Annotated in this window: 14 protein-coding genes and 1 tRNA gene; 6 read left to right on the top strand and 9 right to left on the bottom strand. The window is 56.8% G+C overall.

Annotation, left to right across the window (positions count from 1 at the left end; translation table 11 throughout):
• Window position 1: 1 nt before the first annotated feature.
• Window positions 2–409, bottom strand: coding sequence for a hypothetical protein (locus tag GOX88_RS11880; protein ID WP_174826120.1), 408 nt, complete (start codon window positions 407–409; stop codon window positions 2–4).
• A gap of 718 nt (window positions 410–1127) precedes the next feature.
• On the opposite strand from GOX88_RS11880, the gene GOX88_RS11875 reads away from it, so the two are divergent.
• Both GOX88_RS11875 and GOX88_RS11870 read left to right on the top strand, forming a co-directional pair.
• Window positions 1128–1212: transfer RNA gene (locus GOX88_RS11875), tRNA-Leu, on the top strand.
• A gap of 164 nt (window positions 1213–1376) precedes the next feature.
• Window positions 1377–1574: a hypothetical protein gene (locus GOX88_RS11870; protein WP_170326521.1), complete on the top strand. Its 198-nt coding sequence runs from the start codon at window positions 1377–1379 to the stop codon at window positions 1572–1574.
• A gap of 94 nt (window positions 1575–1668) precedes the next feature.
• On the opposite strand, the gene betI is transcribed toward GOX88_RS11870, so the two are convergent.
• The gene (gene betI, locus GOX88_RS11865; RefSeq protein WP_170401706.1) at window positions 1669–2322 is read right to left on the bottom strand and encodes a transcriptional regulator BetI; all 654 of its coding nucleotides are present in this window, start codon (window positions 2320–2322) and stop codon (window positions 1669–1671) included.
• Between the two features lie 176 nt (window positions 2323–2498).
• On the opposite strand from betI, the gene GOX88_RS11860 reads away from it, so the two are divergent.
• From GOX88_RS11860 to GOX88_RS11850, 3 genes are read left to right on the top strand one after another with little or no spacing between them, the layout of a single operon-like run.
• Window positions 2499–3434: an ABC transporter substrate-binding protein gene (locus GOX88_RS11860; RefSeq protein WP_170401703.1), complete on the top strand. Its 936-nt coding sequence runs from the start codon at window positions 2499–2501 to the stop codon at window positions 3432–3434.
• 60 nt (window positions 3435–3494) lie between these two features.
• Entirely contained in the window at window positions 3495–4574 is a 1080-nt protein-coding gene (locus GOX88_RS11855; protein ID WP_170401701.1) for a quaternary amine ABC transporter ATP-binding protein, read from the top strand.
• A 4-nt stretch (window positions 4575–4578) separates the two neighbouring features.
• Window positions 4579–6642 (top strand): ABC transporter permease, encoded by a 2064-nt coding sequence (locus GOX88_RS11850; protein WP_170401699.1) that lies wholly within the window; start codon window positions 4579–4581, stop codon window positions 6640–6642.
• A gap of 529 nt (window positions 6643–7171) precedes the next feature.
• On the opposite strand, the gene GOX88_RS11845 is transcribed toward GOX88_RS11850, so the two are convergent.
• From GOX88_RS11845 to GOX88_RS11815, 7 genes are all read right to left on the bottom strand, one after another.
• Complete coding sequence (locus GOX88_RS11845) at window positions 7172–7516, bottom strand: RidA family protein (RefSeq protein WP_170401696.1); 345 nt, start codon at window positions 7514–7516, stop codon at window positions 7172–7174.
• Between the two features lie 48 nt (window positions 7517–7564).
• Window positions 7565–8632 carry a D-cysteine desulfhydrase family protein gene (locus GOX88_RS11840; protein WP_367648072.1) on the bottom strand — a complete coding sequence of 356 codons (1068 nt, stop codon included), beginning with the start codon at window positions 8630–8632 and terminating at the stop codon, window positions 7565–7567.
• Window positions 8598–9326, bottom strand: a complete 729-nt coding sequence (locus GOX88_RS11835; protein ID WP_170401690.1) for a TSUP family transporter — start codon at window positions 9324–9326, stop codon at window positions 8598–8600. The genes GOX88_RS11840 and GOX88_RS11835 overlap by 35 nt, the downstream gene beginning before the upstream one ends.
• 37 nt (window positions 9327–9363) lie before the next feature.
• Window positions 9364–10104 carry an aspartate/glutamate racemase family protein gene (locus tag GOX88_RS11830; protein ID WP_170401687.1) on the bottom strand — a complete coding sequence of 247 codons (741 nt, stop codon included), beginning with the start codon at window positions 10102–10104 and terminating at the stop codon, window positions 9364–9366.
• Window positions 10105–10132: 28 nt separating this feature from the next.
• A complete protein-coding gene (locus GOX88_RS11825) occupies window positions 10133–11371 on the bottom strand; it encodes an NAD(P)/FAD-dependent oxidoreductase (protein WP_170401686.1) in 1239 nt (412 codons plus the stop codon).
• 4 nt (window positions 11372–11375) lie between these two features.
• Window positions 11376–13589, bottom strand: a complete 2214-nt coding sequence (locus tag GOX88_RS11820; RefSeq protein WP_170401683.1) for a TRAP transporter permease — start codon at window positions 13587–13589, stop codon at window positions 11376–11378.
• A gap of 81 nt (window positions 13590–13670) precedes the next feature.
• Window positions 13671–14678 (bottom strand): TAXI family TRAP transporter solute-binding subunit, encoded by a 1008-nt coding sequence (locus GOX88_RS11815; RefSeq protein WP_170401680.1) that lies wholly within the window; start codon window positions 14676–14678, stop codon window positions 13671–13673.
• Window positions 14679–14806: 128 nt separating this feature from the next.
• Between GOX88_RS11815 and GOX88_RS11810 the strand changes: the two genes are divergently transcribed.
• Window positions 14807–15766: a LysR family transcriptional regulator gene (locus tag GOX88_RS11810; RefSeq protein WP_170401677.1), complete on the top strand. Its 960-nt coding sequence runs from the start codon at window positions 14807–14809 to the stop codon at window positions 15764–15766.
• Window positions 15767–16108: the final 342 nt, after the last annotated feature.

The raw sequence follows: 16108 nt of genomic DNA, 5'->3' as shown, positions 1-16108 counted from the left end.
GTTAGCCTCCGGTTCCTGTGGCGGCAATATGGGGTTGGACCTGACCTTCAGGAGAGCTGGTCAGGATGTCGATCCGGGCGATCAGGTTCAGAGCGTTGCCCAGAATCGCGGCTTCGTCCCCCGGCGTGATTTCTTCGTAGGCGCGGGAATCGGCAAGCACTTCGATCGCGCTGAACTGTTCACTGTTTTCCAGCAGGGCCAGACGGCGCCCGGTCGGAAAACCCTGGGATTTGGTCTTGGGCAGCGGCATACGAGAATTGGCGAGCAGGTAGTGCCCCCCAGAATGCGTGCGCAACGAAACGCCAAAGCCTGTATTCGGGTGGTCCCGATTCAAGGACTTCAGTTCTCCAAGGAAGCTTTCACGTGCAAGACCAACGGCGTCTTGCTCAGCAGCGGCAGAGTTCATCATGTTGGTCACGGTTAAGACCCTTGTGTTCGAGTTGAGCAAAAAACTCTTACGGCGCCCGAAGGCAGAAAAGACTCATTAATTCCCGCTCTCCATCAATTACTGGCAAGGCGGTGTTATTTTGACGCGAATAAGATTTTTTGGCGGTTGAAATGTGGCGCAAATATGGTCGCAGCCGCGTGCAAGGTTTCAACCCATGGGCGTGCGGCCGGGTTCGGGGATCATTGTGACGTTGGGCACACGCACTCGGGGAATGTTGCTTTGCTCATCTTTCTGGCCGTAGAGATCTGTATTCAAACGGATTTACTTGCTCGCTTCAGAGGGCCTTCTGATTCATAAGAACCAACCGGCCAATGTGCTGACCGCCAGGGCTTTGGGTGAATTTTTTGATGCTTCACCTTACTCAACGTAAGCGCGTTAAACATGTGGCTGAGTATTTCGCTAATGTGAGCATTTAAAAATGGCGGTTTTGTCTGTGATCCAGATTTAACTGTATCCCTCTAATTAATGCCAAAGTTCAGACAGGCGTCGATCCGAGTTACGAACAAACACCCCGATCGTTGTTCCCGCACCTGGCGCGGTGCTGTGGTAGCCACAAAATTTCAGGTTCGATCGCCGCCGGTTGGCGTTCAATAATATTGCGCGCAGGTGAATTTCCCTCTCGCGCTCGACCACAGGCTTTGTTATTGAGCACGTCAATCCGGCGCTCAGGGCCGGTACTGCGGGTGTGGCGAAATTGGTAGACGCACCAGATTTAGGTTCTGGCGCCGCAAGGCGTGGGGGTTCAAGTCCCTCCACCCGCACCATTCATTCATGGAAGATTTGATTGGATTTCCTTGTGGCCGGTTTTGGCCCACACCTTTTCACGCGCTGGGTCTTGGTGTTTGCCGACAAGTGATGCGCAGTTAAACAATGCTCCAAAAACGAAAAAACCGGCTATACTCCAAGCATCAGTAGACAGGAGATTGCCATGCTTTATCCACTTGCAACGCTTGAGGCCGACAAGCTCAACGCAGTTCGGGCGCTTGAACAGGAAATCGGACGTCCGGTTGTCGCGCTTGCCGCTGTTGACGCCGATACGGCCAACCTGCCGCAAGATGACCTGAAAAAGTTGCAGGCCCTTGAGGATGAGCTTGACGTCGTTCTTGTTGCGGTGCGGCCAAGCTAAGCGTTCCGAAAATCCCTGATACTTTCAGCTGGGGCGCCCCGACAGGGTTTCTCAAGCCATCGGTGAAAATACCGCAAACCCTTGTTGGTTACCCTCATACTTTGAACAGAATTGCGCTGACCTGCGCGATCTTTTCACGCGCCGTCTGCAAGCCTGCTCTGTCGACAGACGTATCGTGGAACAATCGGCTCAGCGCAAATTCCATATGAGACAGAGCTTCGGTCGAGGACATCGGCTGTGCCTGCAAGGCAGCCCGCATCCAGATTCCGTCGATCAATGCCGTCAGATTGAAAGCGATCTGTTCGGCCAAGGCCGGTTCAACCATATGGCGCAAGGCGCTCATCAGGTTGCTGCGCATTCGGGAATGGATGACATTTTGAATGCGTAGATACTGGGCGTTTTGCGGCACCTCTGCGCACAGGCAAACCCAGGAGTTGCAGATTTCGTGCTGAAAAAGAGTCGGTGCGAAATTGCCGTAAATAATCGCATAAAGCCGTTCAGCCGGAGTGTGGCTATGCGTGAATAACGCGGTCACACACCGGCGGGCTTCGGCATTGGATGCACGCAGTACGGCCTCGAACAAAGCTTCTTTGCCGGGGAAATAGTGTTGAACAACACCTTTGGACAATCCTGCCTCTTTGGCGACCTTGTCAAAGGTCGTCCCCGCGATTCCATGAGTTTTGAGAATTTCAAACGCCGCCTCGGTCAATTGCTTGCGACGCATGTTCTTGATGGTCTGCTTTCTCATGTTAGGATCGCTTTCATGCTCAGCGTAATGCATGCGAAAGTATCATTCGGTAAGGCAAAAAACAAACACTGTTGACAAAAAACGGTCCGATGCACCAAATTACCTGCAATCGTACTATTTTTTAGATACGGACACTAAAGGCCGAAAACGGTCAACGCACCAACGGAGGTTTAACCATGAATTTCTCACGCAAACTGAGGCCCGCCTTGCTGGCTTCCGCCACGCTCATGTTAACAACGGGCGCGGCTTTGGCCGAACCGATCAAGATTGCCGTCAACGAATGGACCGGCCAGCACATCTCGGCCCATTTCGCAGGGGCGCTGTTTGAAGAGTTGGGCCACGAGGTCGAATTCGTCACCGCCGGGGCCGTGCCGCAGCTGGCCGCGATTGCAGAAGGCAGCCTGCATTATCAGCCCGAGCTGTGGACCAACAACGTGGGTGATATCTACCCCAAGGCCGTTGAGGCCGGGGACATCATCGTTGTCGGCGGACTGGGGCTCGAGCCGCAGGAAGGTTGGATTTACCCCCCATACATGGCCGATCTGTGCCCCGGTCTGCCTGCCTATGAGGCGCTTTATGACTGCGCACAGGCCTTTGCCGCTGCGGACACCTTCCCCGATGGCCGCCTGATCACCTATCCGGCGGACTGGGGAACCCGTTCGGCCGATCTCGTTGAACTGATCGACCTGCCGTTCAAACCGGTGCCCGGTGGTTCGGAAGGCGCGATGCTGGCCGAGCTTAAAAGTGCCGTTGCCGCCCAACAGCCGATTCTGATGATGATGTGGCAGCCGCATTGGGTGTTTGCGGATACCGACGTTGAATGGGTCGAATGGGACACGCCGCACGGCACCTGTGATGAGACCAGCCAGAAACGCGGTGAGGCCTGTGGCTTCCAACAGGCGACCGTCGACAAGATCGTCGCCAAGGATTTCGCCTCGACCTACCCGGACGCGATGAAGATGGTCGAGCTGATGAGCCTGACCAACGATGTGCAGAACGCCCTGATCCTGGAAGTGGACCAGAACGGGCGCGATGTGAAAGAGGTCGTGGCCGAATGGATGGGTGCAAACCAGGACGTCTGGCAGCCTTGGGTTGAAGCCGCAAAGCAATAACCACCACTGACTCCGGTGGAGCATGTTTTCGCGTGCTCCACCTTTTTCAAGGCTGCCGAAATGACCACATCTTCCCCGACCACCACCCCGAAACTGTCCTGCAAACATGTCTGGAAGCTCTACGGCAAGGGGGCGGATCAGCATCTCAGAAACGTCGACGTCGCCGGGCAGGGGCCCGATGAGGCCAAGGCTCTGGCGCAACGCATTCGCGAGGGCGACGGCATCGTCGCCTCGACCGATGTCAGCTTTGACGTCATGCCGGGCGAAATCTTCGTGATCATGGGCCTGTCGGGCTCGGGTAAGTCCACCATCGTACGGTGCCTGTCCCGCCTGGTCGAACCCACCGCCGGAGAGATCCTGCTGGATGGAGAGGACCTGCTGAAAGCGTCCTCGAAAGAGCTGATCGACATTCGTCGGCACAAGATGGGGATGGTGTTCCAGAGCTTTGGCCTGATGCCGCATCTGAATGTTCTGGAAAACGTGGCGTTTCCGCTGAAATTGCAGGGTCTGGACGACAAGGAGCGTCTGGAACGGGCCGAGCGGGTGATCTCGCTTGTCGGTCTGGAAGGCCGGGAAGCCAGTTTCCCCAGCCAACTCTCGGGCGGTCAGCAGCAGCGTGTCGGCATTGCCCGGTCGCTGGCCGTGGAGCCCGAGGTCTGGTTCCTCGATGAACCTTTCAGCGCGCTTGACCCGCTGATCCGGCGCCAGATGCAGGACGAATTCCTGCGGCTGCAGCAGGAACTGCACAAATCCATTGTCTTCATCACCCACGATTTCCTTGAGGCGTTGCGCATCGCCGACCGGATGGCGATCATGAAGGACGGTGCAGTTGTTCAGATCGGACGCCCGGTTGATCTGATCCTGAACCCGGTTGATGACTACGTTCGTGAATTCACCAATGACGTCCCGTGGGAGCTGATCCTGACCGCAGGCGATGTCGCTTCGGACAATAGCCCGCCCGCAGGGATCAAAGAGGTTCCGGCCTCGACCAACGTGGCCGACCTGCTGCCCTATCTGGCCTCGCACGACAGCGGCGTTGCGGTGCGCCGGGACGACAACGCGCTGGTGCACATGACCAGCCAGAACGTGATCGCCGCTTTGGCCAGCGGTGTCTCGGACGCCTCTGCGGTCAAGGACTGACGACATGGATGCAGCTTTGAACAGATCGCTGGTGGTCTGGCTTGCGGTCACGGTTCTGGTGGCGGTTTGCGTTGTGTTTGCCAAAAGCCTCGGGCCGCTGGTGACCTATCCCGATGCGCTGGTCCTGCCGGTCACTGATCCGATGAACACCGCGATGCGGTGGTTCGTCGTGACTTTCGGGTGGTTCTTCAAAGGCATATCCTGGCTGCTGGACTGGCCGATCCTGCTGGCCAAGACGGTGCTGCACGCGGTGCCATGGGCGGCCTGGTTCGTGCTGTGGGTCTTTCTGGCCTTACGGGCCGGGGGCAAGGGGCTGGCGATCTTCACAGCTGCCAGCTTGCTTTACATGGTGACGTTCGGGTTCTGGACCCAGTCGATGAATTCTTTCGCGCTTGTGGTTGTGTCGATCCCGATGGCGGTTGCCTTGGGCTTTGCGCTGGGAACATGGGGGTTCATGTCAGAGCGAGCTTATCGGATCATCATGCCGATCCTCGACCTGATGCAGACAGTGCCCGCTTTTGCCTATCTGCTGCCGATCCTTTTGCTGTTTGGTTTTGGCACAACTGTCGGTCTGGTCGCCTCGATCCTGTTTGCCTTCCCGCCGATGGTACGCAACACCATCGTCGGCCTGCGCGGTGTCCCGGATGAGGTGATCGAGTCCGGTCTGATGAGCGGTGCCACACCGTCGCAGCTGTTCTGGCGCGTGCGGGTGCCGACGGCGCAACGGCAGATCCTGCTGGGGGTGAACCAGACAACGATGGCGTCGCTGTCGATGGTCATCATCGCGTCGATCATCGGAGGCACCAACGACATCGGCTGGGAAGTGCTGTCGACCATGCGCAAGGCACAGTTCGGAGAAAGCCTGCTGGCCGGGATCGTGATCGCGCTGATGGCGATGGTGCTGGACCGGATCACATGGGGATTTGCGGTGCAGTCCAATTCGACAAAGCGTGGTGCCTCAGGCTGGATAACCTGCGCCGTCCTGTTTGGTGCGGCTTGGCTGTTGGCTCTGGTCTTTTCGCCGCTCAAGGACTGGCCCGAGGCATGGGTCCTGAACCCGGCCCCGGCGATGAACGCAGGTTTGGAATGGGTCTTCGTTGAATTCCGCACCTTGCTTGAGGCGATTAAGCGGGCGGCGCTGTTCTATCTGATGTTGCCGATCAAAATCGGCCTGGCACAGGCTGTCAGCCCCTTTACGTGGGGCTTCGCAATGACCCCGGCTGTAACTGTTGGCTACGCGCTGATCGTTGCAGCGGTAGCGGGGTATATGATCTTCAAGAGGCGGGTGCTGCCGGCGCTTTGGGTGATCCTGTTTGCTCTGGTTCTGTATTCAGGGCTGACCGGTCTGGCGTGGGTTGCGCTTTGTGCAATCATTATCGCTTTGGCCTGGCAGGCTGGTGGCACGAACCTCGCCCTGTGGGCGCTGGCCGGGGTCGCTTTCCTGTTGCTGACCGGGATATGGGAGCCTTCGGTCATCTCTCTGTATCTTTGTGGGGTCGGGGTGCTGCTGTCTTTCCTGTTCGGCAGCGCCATCGGCATCTGGGCGTCCGAGAATGACACCGTTTCTCGTATGGTGCGGCCGGTGATCGACACGCTGCAGACCATGCCGTTGTTCGTGATCCTCATCCCCTTTGTGATGGTGTTCAAAATCGGTGAATTCACCGCGCTGCTGGCCATCATCGTCTATGCGATCGTCCCCGCGATCCGCTACACCGAGCACGGTCTGCGCAATCTGCCCCATGATGTGATCGAGGCTGCGACGGCCATTGGTACAACACCCCGCCAATTGCTGTGGCAGGTAAAGCTGCCGCTGGCGGTGCCGTCGATCATGTTGGGGCTGAACCAGACGATCATGTTCGGCATTTCGATGCTGGTGATTACCGCGTTGGTGGGTACGGATGATCTGGGTCAGCAGATCTATATTGGCCTCGGCGACGGTGATTTCGGGGTCGGCATGACTGCCGGGATCGGTATGGCCATCATCGCCATGATTGCCGACCGCATCACACAAGGGTTCAGCCAGCAAATCCAGGCCCGCCTGGGCGTGAAACTGGACAACGCTGTCTGAAAACAATGTAACCCGCATGGAAACCGCGGGCACCCGAACCAACCGTCGCCCTCGATCTGTGCTACATGTCAGTGACCGAGGCACTTACGGGTAATCGGGCGGATCCGAGGCAGGGCAGGCGGCAGGTTTTGCGCCGATCGCAACCGGCGCAAATATCGACGGGTCGAACCCGTGAAGGTCGGGTCGGTGCCCTGCTCAGTCGCGTTCAGCACGGCACCGTCCGAGAAACTGTCGACCGACAACGTTGAGGCGATCGCATCTTTGGCCAGCGCTACGTTGGCCTGAGGGACTACCAGACCATCCGAAGCTGAAACGTCCCCTGGACCTACGCCCGCAGCCGGCCCAAAGCAGTCATTATAAAAGGCTGCTCACTGGCCGAATTGAGTATTTTGCACAGAACTAACCTTTCAACGCGGTGAAAATCAGAGGACGGGGTGGGGCGATACGTAACAAATCGGTTTAATCTGATAAGCGTTCCGATATTTCCAATAGCACTTCACTATTCTTGTTCATTCCCCCCGATAGCGATTCAATCACAGGCTGCCGTAACAATCATTTCTACTTTCAATACACTACGGGCAAGCCTGGACTCTCCGCAGGCACGGGCTGGAGCGTGGCCTTCGGGCACCCAGGCGTCCCAAACGGCATTCATCTCGGCAAAGTCTGCCATGTCGGCCAGCCAGATTTCGCATTTCAGAATACGGGTCTTGTCGCTGCCTGTTTTGGCCAGCAGATCTTCAACCTTAGCCAGGATGTCGCGTGTTTGTTCAGCGACCGTCGGTGCATCCGATGTCTGGCCGCATAGGTAGGCAACGCCGTTGTGCTTGACGATCCGGCTCATGCGTTGGCCGGTTTCGATACGGGTGATGGTCATGTTTCGAGTCTTTTCTGTTAGTGGATTTTACGGTGGTTTTGGGTGGTTTTAGGGTAGGTCGTTTACCAACTCGTTTTGGTATCCGAAGAGCGCAGGCAACCCACCCGTATGCAGCATGACAACTTTCTGCCCGGGTTGAATTTCTCCTGTGTTCACCAGATGCAACAACCCTGCGAAGGTTTTCGCGGAATAAACGGGATCAAGGAAGATACCTTCGGTGCGCGCCATTTTTTCCAAGGCCGCGCGGGTCATGCCACTTAGTTTCCCATAGCCTGGAGGCAGCGCTTCATCCAGCACGTTGATCCTGTCCTGCAAAGGGACTGCGTCGATTTCCAGCAAATCCGCCAGTTTCTGCAGAACGGTATTCATCCGGACCTTTTGCTTTTCATGATCCCTGCGCACGCAGACTCCAAAGACTGTCGAGGCGTTATCTTCCAAGACCACTCCGGCCAACAGACCTCCATGTGTGGCTCCGCTACCCGAAGGGACGACGACCGCGTCGAAATCCGGCATCTGATGACACAGTTCTTGCCCAGCAACGACATAGCCCAAGGCACCCAAGGGTGGATGATTCAATCCAAGGTGAATGACATAAGGCTTGCGTCCCCGAGACTTCAGTTCGTCGGCGCGCGCGTGCAACGCAGCATCTGCTCCGGCTTCGTCCTCGCCTTCGGGATAACTCATGTGTTCGGCGCCCAAAATCTTTGCCAGCAGCACATTCCCGGAGCTGTAATACTCCGCGCCCATATCTGGCACACGCTCCTCCAGTTGCAGCACGGATTGCATACCCAATTTGGCAGCAGCGGCTGCAGCAGATCGAACAAAGTTGGACTGAACTGCGCCGGTGATCAGAATGGTGTCGGCACCTTGCCGAAGTGCTTCACCGAAATAGAACTCAAGCTGCCGCGTTTTATTCCCGCCGAACCCAAGCCCTGTCAGATCATCGCGCTTCAGCCAGAGATCTATTCCCAACTCCGAAGACAATCTGTCCAACCGCTCCAAGGGGGTTGGACCCGTCATAAGTTGGGCTCTTGGAAAACTGTCCAGACTGTTTTTTTGTGTCATCGTCGGCCCTTCGATTTTACGCGATCGTAAATGCGCGATGAAAGAGAACACCGCAGGCTATCAACGAAACCACGCGGATAGCTGTTGTGACGAGTGATTGTGGCAAGTAAGGGCCGACGGCGCGACCGAGAAAGCTGCCAATCAGGGTAAGCGCGACGAAGCCCCACAATTGCGGCCCATAAGTGAACGCCTGCGTTTTTGATAGGCTATGCAACAGGAACGCGATGCCATATGCCACTAGCGCAATGGGTTGAACTAACTTTGCGACCTCTTTCGCTGAGCGCCCCTTTGCAATCAATCCGAATACCATAAGTGGGCCCGGCGTTGCCGCCCAAACGGTCGCCAGCCCGGATGATCCTGAGACAATGGAAAATCCTGCCGTTCCAATTGAGCGGCGCAAGGGTAGCAAGGTCGTAAGAAGCCCGATCAGCAACAGGCTGGCTGTCAGGGCCAGGACAAACGCTTCGCTCAGCCAGGGGTAGACGGCGAGACCGGCAACCACTCCGGCGAGGCAACCGATGATTGCCGTGCGAATTGTCTGACGGTCGGTCTTGAGCACATGTCGATCTGTCGCGACCGCCGAAACGACCGTGTTCAACAGCAGCAATACGGGAACCGCTGTCGATGTACCAAGCAGTATCATCATTGGCGGGCCCGCAATAATGCTAAACCCAATACCAACGCCGACTTGCAGCATTGCGCCAAGGCCTATGGCGACCATCAGGATAGCAAGGTCAACGGGCACTTAGATCCCCCATGTCCAGCGCAATACTGCTGAAACCTTATGTCCAAGGCATGATGCCGGAATAGGTTTCGCGCGTCGCAACGGTATGCGCCATCTGTGCCAGTGTCGTCAAATCGAAGACCGGAAGCTGCAGTTCTTGCTGAAGTCGCGCGGCATATGGCGGCAAGTCGGTACACTCCAATACCAACGACCGTATTTCCGGTGATTGATGTCTAAGTCGCCGTGCGGCCTCAAGCACCTCGGCCTCGATCAAGTCTGTGTCCATGCGAGTCCGCGTATTCCGCAAGATCACTTCAGCGAATTCGCTGGTGTCCTCCAATCCCTGCACTGAGACGGGAATACCGGCCGCGCCGACACCTTCGAAATGCCTCGGTGTCAGCGCAGACGCGTCGGCTGTAAGTACGCCTACCGGCGCGTTTGCCCCGGTCATGTGAAAGGCCAAAGGCACTTGGATCAGACTTGAAGCAAAGACAGGCACAGAAACAGCTGCCGCCAATTCCTTTTGAAACAAGGCCAGAAAGCCACAGCTTCCCGTGATGGCTCGAACGCCCTCAGCCTCAAGCCGTTTTGCGCCCTCAATAAACGGAGCAAGCAACTCAGGCGTCGGGTTGTTCAGCAATGTCGGGACGGTGATGCCGTCGATCATTTCATAGAGCACCGGAAATGGCAGGCTGGACGGGTTCTTGATATGGCCAGGCGGTTTTGGGAAATAGCTTTCAAGGCACAAAACCCCGATTGAGGCCCCACAGATGTTCTGACCGCCTTCATATATTGGCATGGTGCTTTGGTCCTTTCGAATTGGAGATTTAGAAGCGGGCCAGCGAGAATGGGTCCAGGTTTATGTTTGGGCTGCGGCCGGACACGAGGTCCGCCACAAGTTCCCCTGTCTTCGGTGCCATCATCAGGCCGTAGTGAGAATGCCCAAATGCGGCGTACAGCCCTTCTTTGCCATTGAGCTGCCCAATCGCGGGCAGGCTGTCGGGAAAAGAGGGGCGTCGGCCCATCCAAAACTGTGCCTCACCTGTATTAAGGTCCGGCACCAAGGATTTGGCCTGATCGGTGAGTATCTTTTCTTTTCGGGGGTCGGCCGGGGCATCGACGTTGCCGAATTCAGCCGTGCCAGCAACCCGCAGGCCGCCCTGCATCGAACTTGCGACGACCTTTGCGTCCACATCCATGACAGAATTGTTCAGCACAGCCGAAGGGTTTGGGAACTCAACATGGTATCCCCGCTCGGCTACCAGGGGCACGGGTAGTCCCAGGGGTTTCAGCAGGTCAGCAGACCACACTCCGGCCGCAAGGACGACATGGCGCGCATTCAACGTGTCTTGCGACGTGGAAATTTGCCAGGCGCCATCCTCGGTGCGGATCAGATTGCTGACTTCGGCGTGCACAAATTCGGCCCCTTGCGCACGCGCTTTTTCGGCCAGAACAGCACCCAAACGTCCCGGAGAAGTTGCGCGCGCCTGGCCTTTAATCACAATCGCCGCCTTGAACTCCTCTGACAATGCAGGTTCCAGGCGCCGCAGTTCAGCGCCGTCGACACGCTCCAACTCACCACCTTTTTCCCGGCGGATTTGATAACCAAGCTCGTCCATGTCGGCCTGGCCGGGGTTGCGGAACGCGTGGATGTAGTAGCTGTCGGCGATCAGCTGTTCGTGCCCAGTGCCTTGGAGATGCCGACGGTACAGATCAATGGAAGGGCGACACAGTATTTCCATCGCATCCGAAACCTCGCGCACGGACTTTTCGCTGGACTTACCCAGAAAGCGCAACCCCCACGGGATCATCTTCGGCCAGAATGACGCCCTGACCGACAGCGCACTTTTCGGGTCCAGCAGCATTTGGGGGAGTTTCTTCCAAATGCCTGGGACTGCTTGCGGAATGATCGACCAGGGTGACACCACACCCGCATTGCCGAACGAGGTTTCCTGCCCCGGGTCACCCCGGTCAACAAGGCGGACCGGTATGCCCCGCTCTTGTAGAGACAGTGCGCAACAGATGCCGACGATCCCTGCGCCGATGATGGTAACTTGCTCTGTCATCGTGTCAGGCCGGAGAGTGGCTACGATTGCGCGAGATCAGCTGGGCGACGATGACCGGCGAGGCCACAGCGAGTGCGATAAGGTCAGCGGTTAGGCTTGGTGCGACGAAGATCACTCCCGCGATTGCCATCAGAATTCGCGATACCAAGTTCAGCGGTTTCAGCCAGTAACCAACCACAGCTGCGGACAGGGCAATGACCCCGGCGATACAGCTTGTCGCGGTATATGTGAACTCCCATAGATTGAACCCAGTGGAAGACACGAACAGCAGAACCGGAGCGTAGACAAAGGCCATTGGTGCGATCACCTTGCCCAGCCCCAGCGTAAAAGCGGACAGGCCGGTGCGGAACGGGTTCGAGTTCGCAATGGCCGCTGCCGCATAAGCCGAGGTGCAGACCGGAGGAGTGATCTCGGACACCACGCCATAGTAGAGCACGAACAGGTGGCTCGCGATCGGCGGAACGCCTAACTGCGCCAGCGCGGGCTGCGCCACGGAAACCAACATGATGTAAAGCGCCGTGGTCGGGATGCCTGCACCCATCAGGATGCAGACGATGGCAATGAAGACCAGCGAGATGAACAACTGCAGGTCTTCCATAGCGAACAGCTGGAAGCTGCCGAACGAAATCATGTTATACAGGTCTGAGGCCAGATTGCCTGCGCCCTGAGTGACCATGAACCCGATACGGAAGCCGATGCCGGTTGTGTTGATCACACCGACCACGATGCCAACCGCAGCGGCGGCGGCGCCCACGGCCAGAGAGTATTTCACACCCAGCTCGACCGCCTGCAGCATCTCAGGCACTTCGATGCGTTTCTGCGGGTTGAGCGTCGCGATCACTGACAGAGCGCATAGGATTGCGGTCATTGTCAGGTCGAACCCGCCATCCGAGAATTTCCACAACACAAAGGCCAGAAACGCAGCAGCGTAGATCAGCGTCGGCGGCTGTTTGATGCGCGACATGCCGGCGATCACTGCAAGCGAGATGCCGCAGAAGGCGGACATGAACGGCGTGTAACCAGTGAACAGCACGACCAGCAGGCCGATCAACGGCACGATGTTGGCCCAGCCTTCGGCCCACACGGCCTTGAGTTGCGGCAGTTGTTCTTTCGCCAGACCCTGCAGGTTCAGCTTGCGCGCCATCAGGTGCACGACCGCGAAGACACCCACATAATGCAGGATCGCCGGGAAGATCGCCGCGATCACGATAGTCGTGTAGGGCACCTCGAGGAACTCTGCCATGATAAAGGCCGCGGCCCCCATGATCGGCGGCGTGATCTGGCCACCGGCTGACGACGCGGCCTCGACCCCGCCTGCAAAATGGCCGGGGTATCCAAGGCGCTTCATGTTGGGAATTGTCAGCGCGCCGGTCGAAACGGTGTTGGCCACCGAAGAGCCCGAGATCGTGCCGAAGAAGGCCGAGGATACCACCGACACCTTTGCCGGACCGCCGGTATAGCGGCCCGCCAAAATCGTAGCGTTGTCGATGAAAAGCTGCCCCAATCCCGTGCGCTGCGCGATCACGCCAAACAGCACGAAATGGAACACGATGGTCGAAACAACCCAAAGGGTGACGCCGTAGATGCCCTCCTGCGGGAAGTACATCGACGATACGAAGGTTTTGAAATTCACACCGGGATGCTGCAGCAGCCCGGGGAAGTACGGCCCAAGCAGAGCGTATGAGATAAAGACACAGATGATCAGTGGCAGCACCCATCCCAAAGTGCGGCGCGCGATGTCCAGCACCAACAGGATGATGATCACGCCCAAAACCACGTCATAGGTGTTGGGGTTGCCCATTCGAAAGGTCTGTTCTTCGATCCCCAGAAATGGAACGCCACGCCAGGCGAGGCCGACATACAGTGCCGCGATGATCCCCAGGGCCATGAAGACCAGATCATATAGCGGGATGTTGCCAATACGGAACCGGCTGACCTTTAGCGCATAGAGGCTTTTGGCCCCGATGATCGGAATTGTTGCGTAGACCAGGATGAACAGCAGGGCCAGATAAATGCCCATGTGCCAGTGATCAGCAGGCAGGCCAAACCCGGCCGTGAAGAACTCATAGAATGCGAAGAGCAGAGCGACGACACGCAGAACCTTGCCGGTCGTCGGTGTAACCTGCCGAACGGCGGCACCTTCGTCAAATTGTTCTTCGATGGCAGCCAGTTCTTCGGCTGTCAGCTCGTGGTCATCAAGTTTCTGTGTCTCGGACATGATGGCCCCCCTGATTACGCGTATTTCGAGTACCCGGTGCCCCAGATGGGACACCGGACGTTTAGGTTTCGTCAGACAGAATTACTGAAGAAGCCCGGCTTCTTTGTAGAACTTCTCAGCGCCGGGATGCAGCGGAACACCTAGTGCCTCAACTCCGTTTAGAGCTGTGTCAGGCGTGATCTGCTTGCCCTTGGCATGGCCGTTGTCCAGCAGCTTGCGCGTGTTGTCGTTCCAAAGAGCTTTGGTCAGTTGATAGACCAGATCGTCGGACAGGTCCGAGGATACAACCAGCATCGCGCTGACTGCAGGCGTTTTGGTCTCAGCGTCGATGCCTTCATAGACACCACCTGGAATGGCCGAAGGGATATAGGCCGGGATGATCTCATTGATCTTCGCCAGATCTTCTTCGCTGAACGAGTGCAGGTTCATACCCTTGGTCGAGGACAGCTGAACCATCGCGGCAACCGGCCAACCTGCGGCATAGAAATAGGCGTCCAGCTGACCATCTGCCAGACGCTCGGCGCTCTGGCTGTTGTTCAGTTCGGCCTCGTCCATATTGTCACGGTTGACCCCCCAGGCGTCCAACATCTGCAGCACGGCAACCTGCGTGCCTGAACCCGCCTGTGCAATACCAACACGTTTGCCTTCAAGATCGCCCAGATCATTGATCGTCTGACCTGCTGGCAGAACCAGATGCAGATCTTCAGGGAAGAGGTTGGCCACGATGCGCAGCTTTGGGTGGGGTTTGCCTTCGAACTTACCCTCGCCCAGATACATCGAGCGGGTGACGTCGGCTGCAGCCAGACCGGCCTCGAGCTCTCCGTTCTGCACAGCGGCGTTGTTGAAGACGGACGCGGTGGTGGACTGAGCAATTGCGATCAGGCCCGGAACGCCGCACTGTCCGCCTTCTTCACACGGACGCGAGCCCGGAGGGGCAGAGATCCCGTTTGCAATGGTGCCGCCGATGGGGAAGTAGGTTCCGCCTGCGCCACCGGTACCAATACGGAAAAAGGTCGGATCCTGTGCCAGCGCTGGGGCGGCAAGTGCGCCCATCAATGCAAGACCAGCCAAGCTTTTCACAATTTTCATCATCATCTCCCTTTTTGGATCGTCGGATTCGGTTTGGCCGAATTTCGATCCTGCAAGCGTAATGGCAAATTTCATAAAAACAAATTTGTTATATTTCACAAAACTAAGGTTTAGCTTATATATTTATCATGAACCTTACGCAGCTCACCGTTTTTCGCGAGGTGATGGAGACCGGCTCTATCTCTCAAACCGCAAAAAAACTGAACCGGACCCAGCCCGCGATCAGCCTGGCCTTGAAGAACCTCGAAAAGAGCCTTGGCCTGACACTGTTCGAGCGAAAAGGGCGGCGATTGGTGCCTGTTCCCGAGGCCCATTACCTTTTGGCTGAAACCACAGGTATTCTGGACCGCCTTGCGACGATTTCCAGCACAATGGAGGGGCTGATCAAGGGGCATTCCGGCAGCCTAAACGTCGCTACAATGCCGGGCCCGTCCGCCTTCTTGTTCCCTCGCTTCATAAGCCAGTCAGTCGGTGAAAACCCCGAGATACGCATCACACTGTCAACGCGCAGCTCGCCTCAGATCATGGAGCTTGCCGGGACGCAGAACATAGATTTCGGATTTGCGGATTTTGAACAATCAGCTGGGAAAGAGCCACAATATTCCGCCGAACTGATCCGGGCAGATTGTTTTTGTGCCATCGATCGTGACAGCCCACTTAACTCCCGCAAGATCGTATCCATTTCCGATCTTGACGGGGTCCCGATGGGGGGATTGCATGATGCGCATCCGTTCCAAAGCAAAATTCGACAAGAGTTTCAGGATGCATCTGCCAACTACAATCCAACGGTGACCTGTCAGTATTTTCTGCCTTTGATACCCTTTGTGAGCTCAGGTCAGTGTTATTCGATCGTGGATCCGTTAACCGTCGCGACTGAACGAGAGCTAAACCTCTCCAACGGAAAGATCGCGTTTTTACCTTTCGAAAAACCGCTCAGATATGAATACGCGATCCTTGAACCTGACCACCGACCACCGTCTCAATTGGCTTTGAAAATCAAAGCGGGTTGGAAAGCCGAAGTGGTAAAAATGTTGGAAGGGGTGAAAGCCAGACCTGATGTAGTTGGGGTAGATGAAGCGAGCAACTAACAGAGCAAATCGCTTTGGCGTTACAAAACGATACTGATGAGAGGAAATTTCGCTTTGCATCGACTGCGGTAGGTCAACGAATGTCCGCAATGGGCCGACCTTACTTGGCCATTTGCGGCAATGCGCGGTTCACGATCTTTAGTGCATCCTGCAGAAATGGGGAGTAAGGGCTCAAAGCAGCCATTCTCTGCAGATCGAGTCAACTGGTGGAATGAGCCCTTTCCCGCCATTTTACATGCTTCAGCCTTTCGCTTGCGCGGCACATCGCAAACTGCGGAAAGCGGAAGATGGATGTACCACTCTCGAACGGCAGGAGAGTGGACTTAGCAGCTAATAGCGTGC

The sequence above is a fragment of the Ruegeria arenilitoris genome, from assembly GCF_013030985.1.
GTDB classification, from domain to species: Bacteria; Pseudomonadota; Alphaproteobacteria; order Rhodobacterales; family Rhodobacteraceae; genus Ruegeria; species Ruegeria arenilitoris_B.
Note: the sequence above shows the minus strand (reverse complement) of the source record. Positions and strands in the feature narration are given on the sequence as shown.

Bases quoted from the DNA above. Each gene is read 5' to 3' on its own strand.
- GOX88_RS11845 (WP_170401696.1), bottom strand. From the start codon at position 7,516: ATGACCATCACCCGTATCGAAACCGGCCAACGCATGAGCCGGATCGTC.
- GOX88_RS11820 (WP_170401683.1), bottom strand. From the start codon at position 13,589: ATGTCCGAGACACAGAAACTTGATGACCACGAGCTGACAGCCGAAGAA.
- GOX88_RS11830 (WP_170401687.1), bottom strand. From the start codon at position 10,104: ATGCCAATATATGAAGGCGGTCAGAACATCTGTGGGGCCTCAATCGGG.
- betI (WP_170401706.1), bottom strand. From the start codon at position 2,322: ATGAGAAAGCAGACCATCAAGAACATGCGTCGCAAGCAATTGACCGAG.
- GOX88_RS11880 (WP_174826120.1), bottom strand. From the start codon at position 409: ATGATGAACTCTGCCGCTGCTGAGCAAGACGCCGTTGGTCTTGCACGT.
- GOX88_RS11850 (WP_170401699.1), top strand. From the start codon at position 4,579: ATGGATGCAGCTTTGAACAGATCGCTGGTGGTCTGGCTTGCGGTCACG.
- GOX88_RS11810 (WP_170401677.1), top strand. From the start codon at position 14,807: ATGAACCTTACGCAGCTCACCGTTTTTCGCGAGGTGATGGAGACCGGC.
- GOX88_RS11825 (WP_170401686.1), bottom strand. From the start codon at position 11,371: ATGACAGAGCAAGTTACCATCATCGGCGCAGGGATCGTCGGCATCTGT.
- GOX88_RS11815 (WP_170401680.1), bottom strand. From the start codon at position 14,678: ATGAAAATTGTGAAAAGCTTGGCTGGTCTTGCATTGATGGGCGCACTT.
- GOX88_RS11855 (WP_170401701.1), top strand. From the start codon at position 3,495: ATGACCACATCTTCCCCGACCACCACCCCGAAACTGTCCTGCAAACAT.
- GOX88_RS11860 (WP_170401703.1), top strand. From the start codon at position 2,499: ATGAATTTCTCACGCAAACTGAGGCCCGCCTTGCTGGCTTCCGCCACG.
- GOX88_RS11870 (WP_170326521.1), top strand. From the start codon at position 1,377: ATGCTTTATCCACTTGCAACGCTTGAGGCCGACAAGCTCAACGCAGTT.